Genomic DNA, 15,294 nt, shown 5'->3' with positions numbered 1-15,294 from the left:
CACACTCCAAACGGGGGACCGGGAATCGTTAACATGACCGCATGGTTTCCCACGACGTGAGCATCGAGACGCCCGGCAGGCTGCTGCTCGTGGCGCGGCTGCACGTCGACCTGTGCCGCCTCGCCAGCGCCATCTGTCCCGCGCTCTGAGTACGGAGCCCTTCGCGCGGAGGGCCGACGAACCGCGCGCCGCACCCTTCCACGCATTTCCCGCACTCCCGACGACTGGAGACAGCCATGGCCATCGAGGTCCGCATCCCCACCATCCTCCGCACCTACACCGAAGGCGAGAAGGCCGTCTCCGGTGAGGGCGCGACCCTCGCCGACCTCTTCGCGGACCTGGAGACCCGTCACAAGGGGATCGAGGAGCGCATTGTCGACGGTGGCCAGCTGCGCCGCTTCGTCAACGTCTACCTCAACGACGAGGACGTCCGCTTCCTCGACGGCATCTCCACCGCCCTCAAGGACGGCGACAGCGTCACCATCCTCCCGGCCGTGGCCGGCGGATCGAAGTAATGCGCTACGACTCCCCGCTGGCCGCGGTCGGCAACACGCCGCTCGTCCGGCTGCCCCGGCTGTCGCCCTCGGACGACGTCCGCATCTGGGCGAAGCTGGAGGACCGCAACCCGACCGGCTCGATCAAGGACCGCCCCGCGCTCCACATGGTCGAGCAGGCCGAGAAGGACGGCCGGCTCCAGCCCGGCTGCACCATCCTGGAGCCCACCTCGGGCAACACCGGCATCTCGCTGGCGATGGCGGCCAAGCTCAAGGGCTACCGCATCGTGTGCGTGATGCCGGAGAACACCAGCCAGGAGCGGCGTGACCTGCTGGCCATGTGGGGAGCCGAGATCATCTCGTCGCCGGCCGCCGGCGGCTCGAACACCGCGGTCCGGGTGGCCAAGGAACTGGCCGCGGAGCACCCGGACTGGGTGATGCTCTACCAGTACGGCAACCCGGACAACGCGGGCGCGCACTACGCCACCACGGGCCCGGAGATCCTCACGGACCTCCCCTCCATCACCCACTTCGTGGCGGGCCTCGGCACCACCGGCACCCTCATGGGCGTCGGCCGCTACCTGCGCGAACACGTCCCCGGCATCAAGATCGTCGCCGCCGAGCCGCGCTACGACGACCTCGTCTACGGACTGCGCAACCTGGACGAGGGCTTCGTCCCGGAGCTCTACGACGCCTCCGTGCTCACCACCCGCTTCTCGGTGGGCTCGGCGGACGCGGTGACGCGGACACGGGAGCTGCTGCAGCAGGAGGGGATCTTCGCCGGCGTCTCCACCGGAGCCGCCCTGCACGCGGCGATCGGCGTCGGCCGCAAGGCGGTGGCCGCGGGCGAATCGGCGGACATCGTCTTCGTCGTGGCCGACGGCGGCTGGAAGTACCTCTCGACGGGCGTCTACACGGCCGCGACCACCGAGGAAGCCATCGAGGTCCTCCAGGGCCAACTCTGGGCTTAGCCCCTGCCGTGCCCCTGCGGGGTCGCCCACGGGTCCCGGGTGCGGCGCCGTCGCTCGGGCTCCGCCCCGGACCCCGCGCCTCGAACGCCGGCGGGGCTGAAAGTCAGCCTCGCCTGCGTTCGAGGCTCGGGGTCCGGGGCGGAGCCCCGTGCAGCGGTGCCGCACCACTAGTCGGACAGCAGCTCCGCGAGCACGGCCGCGTGGCTGGAGCCCGGGTCCTTGACCGCGGTCAGGAGCGTCACCGGCCCGCCCCCGATCAACCCGCGGAGGCGATCCAGCTCCGCCACCGCCCCCGGCTCGGCCAGCTCCGCCTCGTACCGCTCCCGGAACTCCTGCGCCGACCCCCCGTCGTGGAACCACTTCCGCAGCTCCGTCGACGGCGTCACCGCCTTCGGCCACTCGTCCACCCCGGCCACCGCCTTCGCCAGGCCCCGCGGCCAGAGCCGGTCCACGAGGATCCGTACCCCGTCCGCCCCCGGCTCCGGCGGGTCGTACACCCGCCGCAGACGGATCACCGGTTCCCGCTTCACCGCGCGCCTCCCAGACCCTTGATCTCGTCCCACACCGCGGGGTCCAGCATCCCCAGCCGGCTCCGGAACTCCCACAGCGACACCTCCGCCGGCCGGTCCGCCTCCAGGAAGCTCGCCCGGCCCTGCCCGCCGACCGTCCCCGGGGGCAGCGGGATCACCCCGGCCCGCCGATCGTCGTACTTCCCGGTGATCCACGCGACCCGCGCCCGGTGGCCCCGTACCGACCCCACCGCCAGGACCAGGCACGTACGACCGTCGGCCAAGGACCACAGCTCGCCCGCCCGCGGCTGCGGCGGCGGACCGGCCCCGTGCGCCGGCGGGGCCCGGCGGGGCAGCCGGGAGCGGCCCCCGGCGACCAGCACCAGCAGCGCCACGGCCACCACCGCAGCCACCGCGGGCCACCAGGACGTGTCCATGCTTCGACCGTAGCCGCGCGGGAACGCCCCGGCATGGCAACGCCCGTGCCCACCGTCGCTCCCCCGGGTGACAGCGCAGGTGATTCCCCCCACAACGGCCTGCCGCGGAGGAGCGACCGGACGTTTCGCGCCTTACGCTCGACGCACGCACGGCCCGCATTCCGTCCACGGACCGTCCTCGGAGGTTCACGCTCCATGAAGCTCACCGTCGTCGGCTGTTCGGGGTCGTTCCCGTCCGCGGAATCGGCCTGTTCGAGCTACCTCGTCGAGGCCGACGGCTTCCGGCTGCTCCTCGACATGGGCAACGGCGCCCTCGGCGAGCTGCAGCGCCACATCGGCCTCTACGACCTCGACGCGATCTTCCTGAGCCACCTGCACGCCGACCACTGCATCGACATGTGCGCGTACTTCGTCGCCCGCTACTACCGGCACGAGGGCGGCCGCTGCGGCACCATCCCCGTCTACGGGCCCGAGGGCACCGAGCGCCGGCTGACCACCGCCTACGACGACGTCCCCGACGAGCGCTCGATGAGCGAGGTCTTCGACTTCCGCACGCTGAAGTCCGGGACCTTCGAGATCGGCCCGCTGCAGGTCCGCACCGAGCGGGTCTCCCACCCGGTCGAGGCGTACGGCATCCGCGTCGAGCACGACGGCCGCTCGATCACGTACTCCGGGGACACCGGCACCTGCCCCGAGCTGGGCCTGCTCGCCGACGGCACCGACCTCTTCCTGTGCGAGTCCTCCTTCACGCACGGCAAGGAGGACATCCCGGGTCTGCACCTGAACGGCCGTGAGGCGGGCGAGTACGCGGCCGGCGGTCGCGTGGGCCGGCTCGTCCTCACCCACATCCCGCCGTGGACCGACCCCGAGCAGAACCTCGCCGACGCGCGCGCGGTCTACGACGGCCCGGTCGACCTGGCGCACTCGGGCGCGGTCTACGAGGTCTGAGCCCGGCCACGACGCACGAAGAAGCCCCCGCCGTCCCTTCCGGGAGAGCGGGGGCTTCTTCGTGCCTACGGGGACTGCCTACTTGGCGTCGGCCTTGGCCATCTCGGCCAGCTCCTCGTCGGACTCGCGGCCCGGCGTCGGGAGGTTGAACTTGACGATCGCGAAGCGGAACCCGAAGTAGTAGATCGCTCCGAAGACCAGACCGATCGGAATGATCATCCATGGGTTGGTCGCCTTGCTCCACCCGAGGCCGAGGTCGATCAGACCCGCGGAGAAGGTGAAGCCCGCGTGGACCCCGAGCGCCCAGGTGATCGCCATGGAGAGGGCGGTCAGGACGGCGTGGATCGCGTAGAGCACCGGCGCGATGAACATGAACGAGAACTCGATGGGCTCGGTGACACCCGTGACGAACGAGGTGAGGGCGAGCGAGACCATCATGCCGGTGACGGCCTTGCGGCGCTCCGGGCGAGCGGTGTGGGCGATGGCCAGGGCGGCGGCCGGGAGGCCGAACATCATGATCGGGAAGAAGCCCGTCATGAACAGACCGGCCTCCGGGTCACCGGCGAAGAAGCGGTTCAGGTCACCGTGGACGACCTCGCCGGCGGCGTTGGTGAAGTCACCGATCTGGAACCAGGCGACGGTGTTGACGAACTGGTGCATGCCGATCGGGATCAGCGCGCGGTTGATGACACCGAAGATGCCGGCGCCCGCGGCGCCCAGCCCGGTCATCCACTCACCGAAGTTGGAGATGACCTCGCCGATCGGCTCCCACACCAGGCCGAAGAACACACCGGCGATGACGCCGACGAAGGCCATGATGATCGGGACGAGGCGGCGGCCGTTGAAGAAGCCGAGCCAGTCCACGAGCTTGGTGCGGTGGTAGCGCTGCCACAGGACCGCGGCGAGCAGACCCATGATGATGCCGCCGAGGACACCGGGGTTGTTGTACGTCGCGGCGACGTCGACACCCTTGTTCTCGGTGGTGTTGATGACGGCCTCGGTCACCGGGAAGGCGGTGAGGACGTTCTTGTAGACCAGGAACCCGACGAGTGCGGCGAGCGCCGTGGAGCCGTCCGCCTTCTTGGCGAAGCCGATGGCGACACCGATGCAGAACAGCAGCGGCAGGTTGCTGAAGACCGCGTCACCGGCGGTGGCGAACACCGTGGCGACCTTGCCCCAGCCGAGACCGTCCGCGCCGAAGACGTCGGGCTGACCGAGACGCAGCAGGATGCCGGCGGCGGGCAGGACGGCGATGGGCAGCTGGAGGCTGCGGCCGACCTTCTGCAGACCCTGGATCAGGCCGGATCCCCGCTTCTTGGCGGGCGGCGCAGCGGCGTCAGTAGCCGTACTCATAACTTCCTCCGGGGGGAGCAAGGCGCCGCCAAGGGGTGCAACCACGAGGGACGGCGACGTCTCAGAAAGGGGGACACGCCGCCGGGGGAAGCGGTCGTGGTCTACACCAATTCATGGTGTAGACCAGTTGTAACACGGTGAGGGTTAGATAAGGAACCTTCGATTTCCTGTGGCCTGGATCACATGTCCCGAGGCGTGCCGAAGGGCCCCCGGATCGTGATCCAGGGGCCCTTGACGGACCGTGCGGTAACCCTGCGAAGACCGGCCCGGCTCAGGCCTTGGTCGTCTCCGACTCCATCGCCGCGATCTCCTCGTCCGACTCCCGACCCGGCGTCGCCAGATCGAACTTCGTGATCGCGAAGCGGAACACCACGTAATAGACGAGCGCGAAACACAGACCGATCGGAACGATCAGCCAGGGCTTCGTCGCCAGGTTCCAGTTGATGACGTAGTCGATCAGGCCCGCCGAGAAGCTGAAACCGTCCTTGACGCCCAACCCCCACGACACCGCCATGGACACACCCGTCAGCACCGCGTGCACCGCGTACAACATGGGCGCCACGAACAGGAAGGAGTACTCCAACGGCTCCGTGATCCCGGTGACGAACGAGGTCAGAGCCACCGACAGCATCAGACCGCCGACCTCCTTGCGCCGCTGAGGCTTCGCGCAGTGCGTGATCGCCAGCGCCGCCGCCGGCAGCGCGAACATCATGATCGGGAAGAAACCGGTCAGGAACAGGCCCGCGGTCGGATCGCCGTGCAGGAACATGTTGATGTCACCGTGGTACGTCTTCCCGTCCGGCGCCGTGTACGACCCGAACTGGAACCAGACCGGCACGTTCAGGAACTGGTGCAGGCCGATCACCAGCAGCGCGCGGTTCGCGACGCCGAAGATGCCGCCACCCCAGGCGCCGAGCCCCCGCAACCAGTCGGAGAAACTCTCCAGCGCGTCACCGACCGGCGGCCAGACCCACAGGCAGAGCGCCGCGAACGCGATCGCGACGAAAGACATGACGATCGGGACCAACCGCCGACCGTTGAAGAAGCCCAGCCAGTCCACCAACTTCACCCGGTGGTACCGCTGCCAGAAATAGGCCGCCAGCAGCCCCATGATGATGCCGCCGAAGACCCCGGGATTCTGGTACGTGTACGCCACGAAGGTGTCGTTCGGGCCCAGGCAGCCACCCCCGATGTCCTTGGTCCCCTCCGGGCAGGCCTTCTGGAACGAGTGCAACACCCCCCGGTAGACGAGGAACCCCGCCGTGGCCGCGAGGGCCGTCGAACCGTCCGCCTTCTTCGCCATGCCGATGGCGACCCCGATGCAGAAGAGCAACGGCAGACCGAGATCCGGGTCGAGCAGCGCCCCACCCGCACCCGCCATCACCTTCGCGACGTCCGTCCACTGCAAGCCGTCCGCGCCGAACACGTCCGGCTGCCCGAGCCGCAGCAGGATTCCCGCCGCCGGCAGCACCGCGATCGGGAGCTGCAGGCTGCGCCCCATCTTCTGCAGCCCCTGGAACAGGTTGTTCCGCCAATTCGGCTGTGCCGCTGCTTTGGAGCTGCTCACGCTCATCGGCGTCCTCCCTGACCGGCCCGTTTTGGCTGCCGCAACACTTACGGCACACTGGTGTAGACCAGTTGTGGGCGGGTTGCTGCTGATCGTCATCATTCGACAGAAGCCCGTCATGTGCCTGCGTAGATGGGCCAACCGTGCGTTACCGTGACGAAGCGGACCGTGCAGGTAGGTAGCCATGTACCGGCCGCCGAGACCCGTTCTTCGAAACACTCAGGGAGAAACACATGGCCACCAAGGCTGAGAAGATCGTCGCCGGGCTCGGCGGCATCGAGAACATCGAAGAGGTCGAGGGCTGCATCACCCGCCTGCGCACCGAGGTCATCAACCCCGACCTCGTCGACGAAGCCGCACTCAAGGCCGCCGGCGCCCACGGCGTCGTCAAGATGGGCACCGCGATCCAGGTCGTCATCGGCACCGACGCCGACCCCATCGCCGCCGACATCGAAGACATGATGTGATCCGGACCCCCTGAGCAGGTCCGACGGACCCCGTCCCGGAAGCCCCGGACGGGGTCTTCGCACACCGACACAGCCCCAGGCCGGCACCGACTAGGCTCGGAGCCATGTCTCGCATCGACGGCCGTACGCCCGAACAGCTCCGCCCGGTCACCATCGAACGCGGATGGAGCAAGCACGCCGAGGGCTCCGTCCTCGTCTCCTTCGGAGACACCAAGGTCTTCTGCACCGCCTCCTTCACCGAAGGCGTCCCGCGCTGGCGCAAGGGCAGCGGCGAAGGCTGGGTCACCTCCGAATACTCGATGCTGCCCCGCTCCACCAACACCCGCGGCGACCGCGAATCCGTCCGCGGCAAGATCGGCGGCCGCACCCACGAGATCTCCCGCCTGATCGGTCGCTCCCTGCGCGCCGTCATCGACTACAAGGCCCTCGGCGAGAACACCATCGTCCTGGACTGCGACGTCCTCCAGGCCGACGGCGGCACCCGCACCGCCGCCATCACCGGCGCCTACGTCGCCCTCGCCGACGCCGTCGCCTGGGGCCAGAAGAAGAAGTTCGTCAAGGCCGGCCGCAAGCCCCTCACCGGCACCGTCGCCGCCGTCAGCGTCGGCATCGTCGACGGCGTCCCGCTCCTCGACCTCTGCTACGAGGAGGACGTCCGCGCCGAGACCGACATGAACGTCGTCTGCACCGGCGACGGCCGCTTCGTCGAGGTCCAGGGCACCGCCGAAGGCGAGCCCTTCGACCGCAAGGAACTCAACGCCCTCCTCGACCTCGCCGCCGGCGGCTGCGCCGACCTCGAAGCCATCCAGCGGGGCGCGCTCGAACTGTAGCCGGCAACCGCCGGGCCCGGCCCGGCGTCCAGGAAGATACGGGCGCACGGTTTCGCCACCGTGCGCCCGTCCTCGTAGCGTCCAAGCCCTCAGGGGGAGAACCGCATGAAGCTCCGCATAGCGGCCGTAGCCGTGGCCGCCGTACTCACCGTCCCGGCCCTGTCCGCCTGCGACGCGATCTCCACGGCCATGGACTGCGCGAACACCGCCGTGGCCATCACGGACGGCGCCAACGACCTCCAGCAGGCCGTCTCCCAGGCGGGCAACAGCCCCCAGGACGCCCAGAACGCGCTCAACCAGATCGAGACGAACCTGAAGAAGATCGGCGACCAGACGGACAACGCCGACCTGAGCAAGGCCATCGACTCCATGAACACGGCCGTCAAGAACGTCCGCGCCTCGATCGAGAGCGGCAACACCGCCCCGGACATCCAGCCCGTCGCTGACGCGGCGAGCGAGCTGTCGAAGGTCTGCACCCCGGGGTGATCCGCCCCCCGGGATAATGGGGGCATGACCTCGACGCCCAGCCGCCTCATCCTGGCCACCCGCAACGCGGGCAAAGTCTCCGAACTCCGCGCGATCCTGTCCGACGCCGGCCTGCCGCACGAGCTGGTCGGCGCGGACGCGTACCCCGAGATCCCGGACGTCAAGGAAACCGGCGTCACCTTCGCCGAGAACGCCCTCCTCAAGGCCCACGCCCTGGCCCGCGCCACCGGCCTCCCGGCGGTCGCCGACGACTCCGGCCTCTGCGTGGACGTCCTGCACGGCGCCCCCGGCATCTTCTCGGCCCGCTGGGCCGGCACCCACGGCGACGACAAGGCCAACCTCGACCTGCTGCTGGCCCAGCTCGGCGACATCGCCGACGAGAACCGCGGGGCCCACTTCGCGTGCGCGGCGGCCCTGGCCCTGCCGGACGGCACCGAACGCGTCGTCGAGGGCCGCCTCCTGGGCACCCTGCGCCACACCCCGTCCGGCACGGGCGGCTTCGGCTACGACCCGATCCTCCAGCCGCAGGGCGACACCCGCACATGCGCGGAACTGACCCCGGCGGAGAAGAACGCCATCTCCCACCGCGGCCAGGCCTTCCGCGCCCTGGTCCCCTTCGTCCGAGCCCTCCTGGGCTGACGCGGGCCATGCCGAGAGGGCCCGCACGCGTATGCGTACGGGCCCTCTGCCGGCGTGCGGTCGGGGGGACTCGAACCCCCACGGGTATCACCCCACTGGGACCTAAACCCAGCGCGTATCGCCAATTTCGCCACGACCGCGACATGTTGCCTAATTCGGACATCTGGTTCGTCCGGGCTGCGCTCAGTCTACGGTGCGGTCCGCGGTCTTGGTGCGGCGGTTCCGGCACCACGTGTCGGTCAGTGAGTGGCAGTTGGGGCACAGGTACCGGAGGTTCTCGCGACGGTTGTCGCGCCAGTCCCCGTTGATGTGATCGATCTGGAGGGTGATCGGCCGCCCGCGCCACTCCCCGGTGTTGCCGCACTCTTCGCAGGCATACGGAACGCCGATCTCTTGCAGTGCCCGATGAAGACGGGGGCGGTGGACGCGGGCCGCCCCCTCGGGAAGCTTGGTCAGGACGGTGTCGGCGGGGTCCTTCCGCGGGCGTACCACCTGAGTGGTTGCCCAGGTGCGCCTCTTGAAGTGGCTGACGTCGAGTCCGAGCCGGGTGACCAGCCGCCGAACGCGTCGGTGGTTCACGTCATTGACGGGAAGGCCGAGGGCGCGCATGAGGTCCGCGTAGCTCAGTGCTGCCGGAACTGCCGCGCGCAGCGCGTCTTCGGGGACAAGGATTCGCGCGTTCCGGAAATGGGCTGTGTCTATGCCGTGCGACTTCAGCATCCTTCCGAGGGCGGCGCGGGAGCGGCTGTCGTCAGGCACACCCAGGGCGCGAGCTGTGCCGCGCACGCTGTCGGCGGACGCTGCCGCTCCCGCAAGCTCCTCCGCGGTGAACGGAAGTTCCATGCCGATCCGTTGCATGCCGCGGAAATGGCTGATGTCGATGCCGGCGACGGCCATCCGGCGGACGATGTGCGACAGGGTTCCGGTGGCGGGCGGCGCGCCGAGCTTCACCGCGACTTCGCGCAGGGTGGTGGACGTCGCGGCTGCGGCGGCGATGGCCTCGTCGGGGTACTTGCGCCAAGGGCTTCGCTTGGCGAAATGACTCGTGTCGATCCCATAGGCGGTGGCCTTCTCCTGCAGCATGCGGCGTCGCCCCCCGCTCTCCTTGAAGCCGAGGCGCCGCATCAGGTCGGCCCAGCCTCTCGACGCCGCGACCGCGGAAGCCAGGGTGTCGCGGTCGTTCGGGTCTTCCATGGTCCGCCCCCTCCGAGCTCTGTCCGGCCGCGTGTGCGGCCCTCGCACGGAGCAACGGCACCGGAGGGCGGACGGTTACGGGCTGTTTCGTCCGATAAACGGAGCGACCCGCACCGGGTGGGTGCGGGCCGCTCCGTGGGTGGGCCGGGGTCAGAGGCCCAGGTCTTTGATGATCTTGGCTACGTGGCCCGTGGCCTTGACGTTGTAGAAGGCGTGCTCGACCTTGCCCTCCTCGTCGACGACCACCGTCGAGCGGATGACCCCGGTGACCGTCTTGCCGTACAGCTTCTTCTCGCCGTACGCGCCGTACGCCGTCAGCGTCTCCTTCTCCGGGTCGCTGACCAGGGTGACCTTCAGGTCCTCCTTCTCGCGGAACTTCGCCAGCTTCTCCGGCTTGTCCGGGGACACGCCGATGACGTCGTAGCCGTGTCCGGTCAGGAAGGACAGGTTGTCCGTGAAGTCGCAGGCCTGCTTGGTGCAGCCCGGGGTCAGCGCGGACGGGTAGAAGTAGACGATCACCTTGCGGCCCTTGTGGTCGGCGAGCGAGACCTCGTTGCCGTCCGCATCGGGCAGGGTGAAGGCGGGGGCGGTGTCGCCCGGCTGGAGTCGCTCGCTCATCGTGACACTCTCCTCGGGAGGGGATCGGTATGCCATGAGACTAAGCTGACAGACTGTTCATGGCGGACTACGCCCCACACGACCACGACGACGGAGGCAGCGCGGTGCCGGAAGCCAGGACCCCCGCACAGATCGAGGCGGACATCGTCCGCCGCCGTGAGCAGCTCGCCGAGACGCTCGACGAGATCGGTGTGCGCATGCACCCGAAGACGATCATCGGGGACGCGAAGGCACGGGTCGCCTCGACCGTCGACCAGACCGCCGGGCGGGCCTTCGCCACGGTGAACCGGCTCGTGACGGATCTGCGGGACGGTCTGCGGCACGACGACGGGGCTCCGCGCGTCGACCGGATCGTGCCCGTCGCGCTGGTCGCGGTGAGCCTGGTCGGGTTGATCGTGGTGTCGGCGCGCCGCAAGCGCGGATGACCCTGAGGGGTACGGGGCGGGCGTGGGCAGGTAGGTTCGTGGCGTGAGCGAGAACACCACCCACGACAAGCTGCCCATCCGCATGTTGCACGATCGCGTGCTCGTGAAGTCCGATCTGCCGGAGGGTGAGCGGCGCTCGGGCGGCGGCATCCTGATTCCCGCGACGGCCGCGGTGGGCAAGCGGCTGGCCTGGGCCGAGGTGGTCGCGGTCGGGCAGAACGTCCGGACGGTCGAGCCGGGTGACCGGGTGCTGTACGACCCCGAGGACCGTGCCGAGGTCGAGGTGCGGGGGGCGACGTACGTGCTGATGCGCGAGCGGGATCTGCACGCCGTGGCCGCGGAGCGGCTGGAGGGGTCGGAGGACTCCACCGGGCTGTATCTCTGAATTGTGGGAAAAGGGCTGGTGGCGCAGGTCACCGGCCCTTTTCGCGGCCTTTTGCTACGGTGGAGGGGAACCCCGACGAGACGCGCCGTACCGGGTACGACAAGACGACGCACCCCGTATCGCTCTTCGTCTCGGAGGTGCCGTCATGGCATGGGTTCTTCTTCTCGTCGCCGGTCTGCTCGAGGTCGGCTGGTCGATCGGCATGAAGTTCACCGAAGGTTTCACCCGGCTGTGGCCGAGTGTGTTCACGGGTGCCGGGATCGTCGCGAGCATGGTGTTGCTGTCCTACGCCGCGAAGACCCTGCCCATCGGTACGGCGTACGGGGTGTGGGTGGGCATCGGTGCCGCCGGCGCGGCCGTGCTCGGTATGGCGGTGTTGGGTGAGCCCGTCACCGCCGCCCGGATCTTCTTCATCTGTCTGTTGTTGGTCGCCGTGGTGGGGCTGAAGGCGACCTCCGGTCACTGACCCTCGTCATTCGAGGAAGGCGGACGGTGGTCGCAGGCCTTCGGCCGGGCCTCCGTCGCCGCCCTGGGTGCTGCCTTGTGCGCTGCCCTGGGTGTTGCCTTGGGTGGCGCCCTGAGTGCCTTGGGTGGTGCCGCCCTGGTCGCCGCCCTGGGTGGTGCCGCCGTTGTCCTGACCGCCGTTGTTCTGGCCCCCGTTGTCCTGGCCGCCCTGGTTCTGGCCTCCGTTGTCCTGGCCGCCCTGGTTGCGCCCGCCGGTCGTGTCGGTCGGTGAGGGGCGGCGGGTCGGGCGTTCGGGGGTGCTGGGCGAGGGTTCGCCGGGGGTCTCCTGCGGCGGTTCGGATTCCGGTTCGGTCGGTGGTGGGGGTGGGGCGGCGCCGGGCTGGAGTTCCAGGTCGAAGTCGACGGGGTCGGTGCCTTCCAGGGCGGTCTTGGTGTACGCGGCCCAGATGCGGGCGGGGTAGCCGCCGCCGCCGATGCGGGCCTCGCCGAGGGCGCCGTAGAGGGATTCGAGGGTTCCGGTGTCCGGGTCCTGGCCCATCATGGAGATCACGGTGACCAGGTCGGGGGTGTAGGCCGCGAACCAGGCCGAGCGGTCCAGTTCGCCGGTGCCGGTCTTGCCCGCGGCGGGGTGGCCGGCGGCGAGGGCGGCCGTACCGGTGCCGTTGTCCACGACGCTGACCAGCATGGACGTGGTGGTGTCGGCGGCTTCGCGGCTGATGGCCTGGGTGGGGGTGCGCTCGGGGAGGCCGATGGTGTCGCCGCCCTTGGTGATCTTCTCCACGAAGGTGTAGGGGGTGCGGCGGCCGTGGTCGGCGAGGGTGGCGTAGGCCTGGGTCATGTCCAGGACGCTGGCCTGGAGGGTGCCGAGTGCCATGGCGGGGCCGGGGACGAAGTTGGGGGTGTTCTCGGGGATGCCGAGGTCGATGGCGGTCTTCTTGACCTTGCCGGTACCGACGTCGACGGCCATCTGCGCGTACACGGCGTTGACGGAGAGGTCGGTGGCGGTGTTGACGGTGATGTTGCCGTAGGAGATCTGGCCCTCGTTCTCAGGGGCGAAGCGGATGCGGCCGCCGACGACGGGGCGTTTGTTGTCGCCGTTGTAGATCGTGTTCGGGGTGATCCGGCGGCCGTCCTGGGTGCGGGAGTCGTTCTCGACGGCGGCGGCGAAGACGAAGGGCTTGAAGGTGGAGGCGACCTGGTAGTCGTGGCGGGTCGCGTTGTTCACGTACTGCTTGGTGTAGTCGATGCCGCCGTACATGGCGAGGACCTTGCCGGTGGCCGGGTCGATGGAGACTCCGCCGGCGCGGACCAGTCGGTCGGCCTTGCGTGTCTCGGGTTCGAGTTTGCCGACCATCTGGCTGTTGACGGCGTCGACGAGGGCGGTCTGGCGGCGTTTGTCGATGGTGGTGGTGATGCGGTAGCCGCCTTCGGCGAGGGTCTTGTCGTCGAGGATCTTGTTGTCGACGATGTAGTCCTTGATCGCTTCGACGAGGTAGCCGCGTTGGCCGGACAGGCCGGCGGCGGCGCGGACCTTGCCCGGTTCGGGGAACTGGGTCGTCGCGCGTTCGGCGGGGGTCAGCCACTGCTTCTTGACCATGCCGTCGAGTACGTAGTTCCAGCGGGCGAGGGCGCGGGGGCGGCTCTGGGGGTGGGAGACGACGTCGAAGGCGCTGGGGGAGTTGAGGAGGGTGGCGAGGTACGCGCCCTCGGCGGTGGTGAGTTTGTTGACGTCCTTGCCGTAGTAGGCCTGGGCGGCGGCCTGGATGCCGTAGGCGTTGCGGCCGAAGTAGCTGGTGTTCAGGTAGCCCTCAAGGATGTAGTTCTTCGACTTCTCGCGACCGAGTTTGATCGCGATGAAGAACTCTTTGGCCTTGCGCTTGATCGTCTGTTCCTGGCCCAAGTAGTAGTTCTTGACGTACTGCTGAGTGATCGTCGAACCGGACTGGGTGCCCTTGCCGGTCGCGGTGTTCCAGGCGGCGCGGATCATCGCCTTGGGGTCCACCGCCCGTTCGGAGTAGAAGTCCCGGTCCTCGGCGGCCAGTACGGCCTCCTGCACGGACCGGGGGATCTGCGACAGCGGTACGTTGACGCGGTTGACCTCGCCGTCGCGGGCGATCTGGGAGCCGTCGGAGTAGAGATAGACGTTGGACTGCGCGGTGGCCGCGGCGTTGGCGGGCGGGATGTCGACCAGCAGGTAGCCGGCGACGAGAGCGCCGCCGATCAGCAGGGCGACGAGCAGGATGCCGCCCAGGACCATGCGCCAGGTGGGCAGGAAGCGGCGCCACCCGGTTCTCTTCCGCCGGACTTTCTTCCCCGGCCGGCCGTCCTGCCGCGGTTCCCCGCGCTGTGCCTGCTGTGCCTGTTGTGACGCCGACGGGTCGGTGCGCGGCTGCGGTACGTCCGGCGGGGTGTCGGGGTCGCGAGGGGTCCAGCCCGGGGGTGGTGACTGGTCGCTCATCTCCAGGACTCCTCGACGCCGTTCAAAATATCCACTTCTGTACCTCATGGTGTCTACCCGATGGCCGCTGATTACGCTCCGGACGGGCATAAATCGGTCGCGTGGCTCGCCCCTCCGCACTAAGCTCGCGCGCTTTGGCCGACGTAGGAACGACGTGGGAAACGGAGGGATACGGTGCGCCGAAGAGTGCGACGCGGAGTGGATCTCTACCTGGCGGTCGCGGCAGGCGGATTCAGGCGGTACGCCACCTACGGGATCGCGACAGCGGCCGGGGTGTTCACCAACACCGTGTTCGGGTTCATCGTGGCCTACACGTACATCGCGCTGTGGGACGAACGGCCCGGACTCGGCGGCTACGACCAGGCGCAGGCGCTCACCTTCGTCTGGGTGAGCCAGTCGCTGCTGGCCGCCGCCGCCCTGATCGGCGGCGGCTTCCAGGAAGAGCTCCAGGAGCGGATCCGGACCGGCGACATCGCGGTCGACCTCTACCGGCCCGCGGACCTCCAGATGTGGTGGCTCGCCGCCGATCTGGGGCGGGCCGTCTTCCAGTTGCTGGGCCGCGGGGTGGTGCCGCTGGTGGCGGGGGCGCTCGCGTTCCCGCTGGCGCTGCCCGTCGACCCGCTGCGCTGGCTGCTGTTCCTGGTGTCCGTCCTGCTGGCGCTGGTGGTCAGCTTCGCGCTGCGCTACATGGTGGGGCTGGTGGCCTTCTGGCTGATGGACGGGGCCGGCATCAACATCATGGCCACGGTCGCCTCCATCTTCTTCTCCGGGATGCTGCTGCCGCTGACCGTCTTCCCGGGCGGCTTCGGCGAGTTCGTCCGCGTCCTGCCGTGGTCGGCGATGCTGCAGGTGCCGATGGACGTCCTGCTGGGCAAGCACTCCGGGGCCGGGGGCGCGGCCGAGGCGTTGGCCTTCCAGGCCGGGTGGGCGCTCGTACTGCTGGGGACGGGGCGGCTGTTGCAGTCGGCCGCGACGCGGAAGGTGGTGGTCCAGGGTGGCTGAGGCGGAAGCGGAGGCGACGGCGGTCTCGGTGCGGGTACGGGACCGG

At 69.3% G+C, this 15,294-nt stretch carries 18 protein-coding genes, 1 tRNA gene, 1 pseudogene and 1 riboswitch; of the genes and pseudogenes, 12 read left to right on the top strand and 8 right to left on the bottom strand.

The annotated features are described in order from the left end of the window. The first annotated feature begins 41 nt into the window (after window positions 1-41). The 3 genes from OG624_RS16345 (at window position 42) to OG624_RS16335 (ending at window position 1,465) form a co-directional block, all read left to right on the top strand. A complete protein-coding gene (locus OG624_RS16345; RefSeq protein ID WP_314252769.1) occupies window positions 42-149 on the top strand; it encodes a putative leader peptide in 108 nt (35 codons plus the stop codon). Between the two features lie 87 nt (window positions 150-236). Beyond that, a complete protein-coding gene (locus OG624_RS16340) occupies window positions 237-515 on the top strand; it encodes a MoaD/ThiS family protein (protein WP_030010597.1) in 279 nt (92 codons plus the stop codon). After that, window positions 515-1,465: a PLP-dependent cysteine synthase family protein gene (locus tag OG624_RS16335; protein WP_033226630.1), complete on the top strand. Its 951-nt coding sequence runs from the start codon at window positions 515-517 to the stop codon at window positions 1,463-1,465. Before OG624_RS16340 ends, OG624_RS16335 begins: the two co-directional genes overlap by 1 nt. Before the next feature lie 167 nt (window positions 1,466-1,632). Here OG624_RS16335 and OG624_RS16330 read toward each other — a convergent pair whose 3' ends face one another. Then, window positions 1,633-1,995, bottom strand: a complete 363-nt coding sequence (locus tag OG624_RS16330; protein ID WP_244291035.1) for a DUF488 domain-containing protein — start codon at window positions 1,993-1,995, stop codon at window positions 1,633-1,635. Further along, a complete protein-coding gene (locus tag OG624_RS16325) occupies window positions 1,992-2,411 on the bottom strand; it encodes a hypothetical protein (RefSeq protein ID WP_371639534.1) in 420 nt (139 codons plus the stop codon). The genes OG624_RS16330 and OG624_RS16325 overlap by 4 nt, the downstream gene beginning before the upstream one ends. 195 nt (window positions 2,412-2,606) lie before the next feature. Here OG624_RS16325 and OG624_RS16320 point away from each other — a divergent pair, with 195 nt between their 5' ends. After that, the gene (locus tag OG624_RS16320; protein WP_371639533.1) at window positions 2,607-3,359 is read left to right on the top strand and encodes an MBL fold metallo-hydrolase; all 753 of its coding nucleotides are present in this window, start codon (window positions 2,607-2,609) and stop codon (window positions 3,357-3,359) included. A gap of 78 nt (window positions 3,360-3,437) precedes the next feature. Here the strand turns inward: OG624_RS16320 and OG624_RS16315 are convergent, their stop codons facing one another. Then, complete coding sequence (locus OG624_RS16315) at window positions 3,438-4,712, bottom strand: PTS transporter subunit EIIC (RefSeq protein ID WP_033226634.1); 1,275 nt, start codon at window positions 4,710-4,712, stop codon at window positions 3,438-3,440. A 271-nt stretch (window positions 4,713-4,983) separates the two neighbouring features. Next, complete coding sequence (locus OG624_RS16310; RefSeq protein WP_161292694.1) at window positions 4,984-6,285, bottom strand: PTS transporter subunit EIIC; 1,302 nt, start codon at window positions 6,283-6,285, stop codon at window positions 4,984-4,986. Between the two features lie 218 nt (window positions 6,286-6,503). Between OG624_RS16310 and OG624_RS16305 the strand changes: the two are divergent. The 4 genes and pseudogenes from OG624_RS16305 to rdgB form a co-directional block, all read left to right on the top strand. Next, a pseudogene (locus tag OG624_RS16305) lies at window positions 6,504-6,746 on the top strand (glucose PTS transporter subunit EIIB); the annotation flags it as partial. Window positions 6,747-6,850: 104 nt separating this feature from the next. Then, window positions 6,851-7,576: a ribonuclease PH gene (gene rph, locus OG624_RS16300; RefSeq protein ID WP_030724328.1), complete on the top strand. Its 726-nt coding sequence runs from the start codon at window positions 6,851-6,853 to the stop codon at window positions 7,574-7,576. Window positions 7,577-7,681: 105 nt separating this feature from the next. Next, window positions 7,682-8,062, top strand: a complete 381-nt coding sequence (locus OG624_RS16295; RefSeq protein ID WP_033226639.1) for a hypothetical protein — start codon at window positions 7,682-7,684, stop codon at window positions 8,060-8,062. Between the two features lie 24 nt (window positions 8,063-8,086). Then, a complete protein-coding gene (rdgB, locus tag OG624_RS16290) occupies window positions 8,087-8,701 on the top strand; it encodes an RdgB/HAM1 family non-canonical purine NTP pyrophosphatase (protein ID WP_030009030.1) in 615 nt (204 codons plus the stop codon). Between the two features lie 55 nt (window positions 8,702-8,756). On the opposite strand, the gene OG624_RS16285 is transcribed toward rdgB, so the two are convergent. The 3 genes from OG624_RS16285 to bcp all read right to left on the bottom strand — a co-directional run bounded on the left by OG624_RS16285 (window position 8,757) and on the right by bcp (window position 10,513). Then, window positions 8,757-8,841: transfer RNA gene (locus tag OG624_RS16285), tRNA-Leu, on the bottom strand. 43 nt (window positions 8,842-8,884) lie between these two features. Further along, entirely contained in the window at window positions 8,885-9,895 is a 1,011-nt protein-coding gene (locus OG624_RS16280) for an HNH endonuclease (RefSeq protein WP_051763996.1), read from the bottom strand. Between the two features lie 150 nt (window positions 9,896-10,045). Then, window positions 10,046-10,513 (bottom strand): thioredoxin-dependent thiol peroxidase, encoded by a 468-nt coding sequence (bcp, locus tag OG624_RS16275; RefSeq protein ID WP_030009033.1) that lies wholly within the window; start codon window positions 10,511-10,513, stop codon window positions 10,046-10,048. Window positions 10,514-10,617: 104 nt separating this feature from the next. Here bcp and OG624_RS16270 point away from each other — a divergent pair, with 104 nt between their 5' ends. The 3 genes from OG624_RS16270 to OG624_RS16260 all read left to right on the top strand — a co-directional run bounded on the left by OG624_RS16270 (window position 10,618) and on the right by OG624_RS16260 (window position 11,789). Then, window positions 10,618-10,938 carry a DUF3618 domain-containing protein gene (locus OG624_RS16270; protein WP_208869448.1) on the top strand — a complete coding sequence of 107 codons (321 nt, stop codon included), beginning with the start codon at window positions 10,618-10,620 and terminating at the stop codon, window positions 10,936-10,938. A gap of 43 nt (window positions 10,939-10,981) precedes the next feature. Continuing rightward, window positions 10,982-11,323, top strand: a complete 342-nt coding sequence (locus OG624_RS16265) for a GroES family chaperonin (protein WP_030009035.1) — start codon at window positions 10,982-10,984, stop codon at window positions 11,321-11,323. Between the two features lie 42 nt (window positions 11,324-11,365). Next, window positions 11,366-11,437: riboswitch (guanidine-III (ykkC-III) riboswitch) on the top strand. 31 nt (window positions 11,438-11,468) lie between these two features. Continuing rightward, the gene (locus OG624_RS16260) at window positions 11,469-11,789 is read left to right on the top strand and encodes a DMT family transporter (RefSeq protein ID WP_030158619.1); all 321 of its coding nucleotides are present in this window, start codon (window positions 11,469-11,471) and stop codon (window positions 11,787-11,789) included. Between the two features lie 6 nt (window positions 11,790-11,795). Here OG624_RS16260 and OG624_RS16255 read toward each other — a convergent pair whose 3' ends face one another. Next, window positions 11,796-14,246, bottom strand: a complete 2,451-nt coding sequence (locus OG624_RS16255; protein WP_051763997.1) for a transglycosylase domain-containing protein — start codon at window positions 14,244-14,246, stop codon at window positions 11,796-11,798. Window positions 14,247-14,444: 198 nt separating this feature from the next. Here OG624_RS16255 and OG624_RS16250 point away from each other — a divergent pair, with 198 nt between their 5' ends. After that, the gene (locus OG624_RS16250; protein ID WP_167745585.1) at window positions 14,445-15,248 is read left to right on the top strand and encodes an ABC transporter permease; all 804 of its coding nucleotides are present in this window, start codon (window positions 14,445-14,447) and stop codon (window positions 15,246-15,248) included. Window positions 15,249-15,294: the final 46 nt, after the last annotated feature.

This window comes from Streptomyces virginiae, assembly GCF_041432505.1.
GTDB classification, from domain to species: Bacteria; Actinomycetota; Actinomycetes; order Streptomycetales; family Streptomycetaceae; genus Streptomyces; species Streptomyces virginiae_A.
The sequence above is the reverse complement of the archived record's forward strand: the minus strand, read 5'-3'. Positions and strand labels throughout refer to the sequence as shown.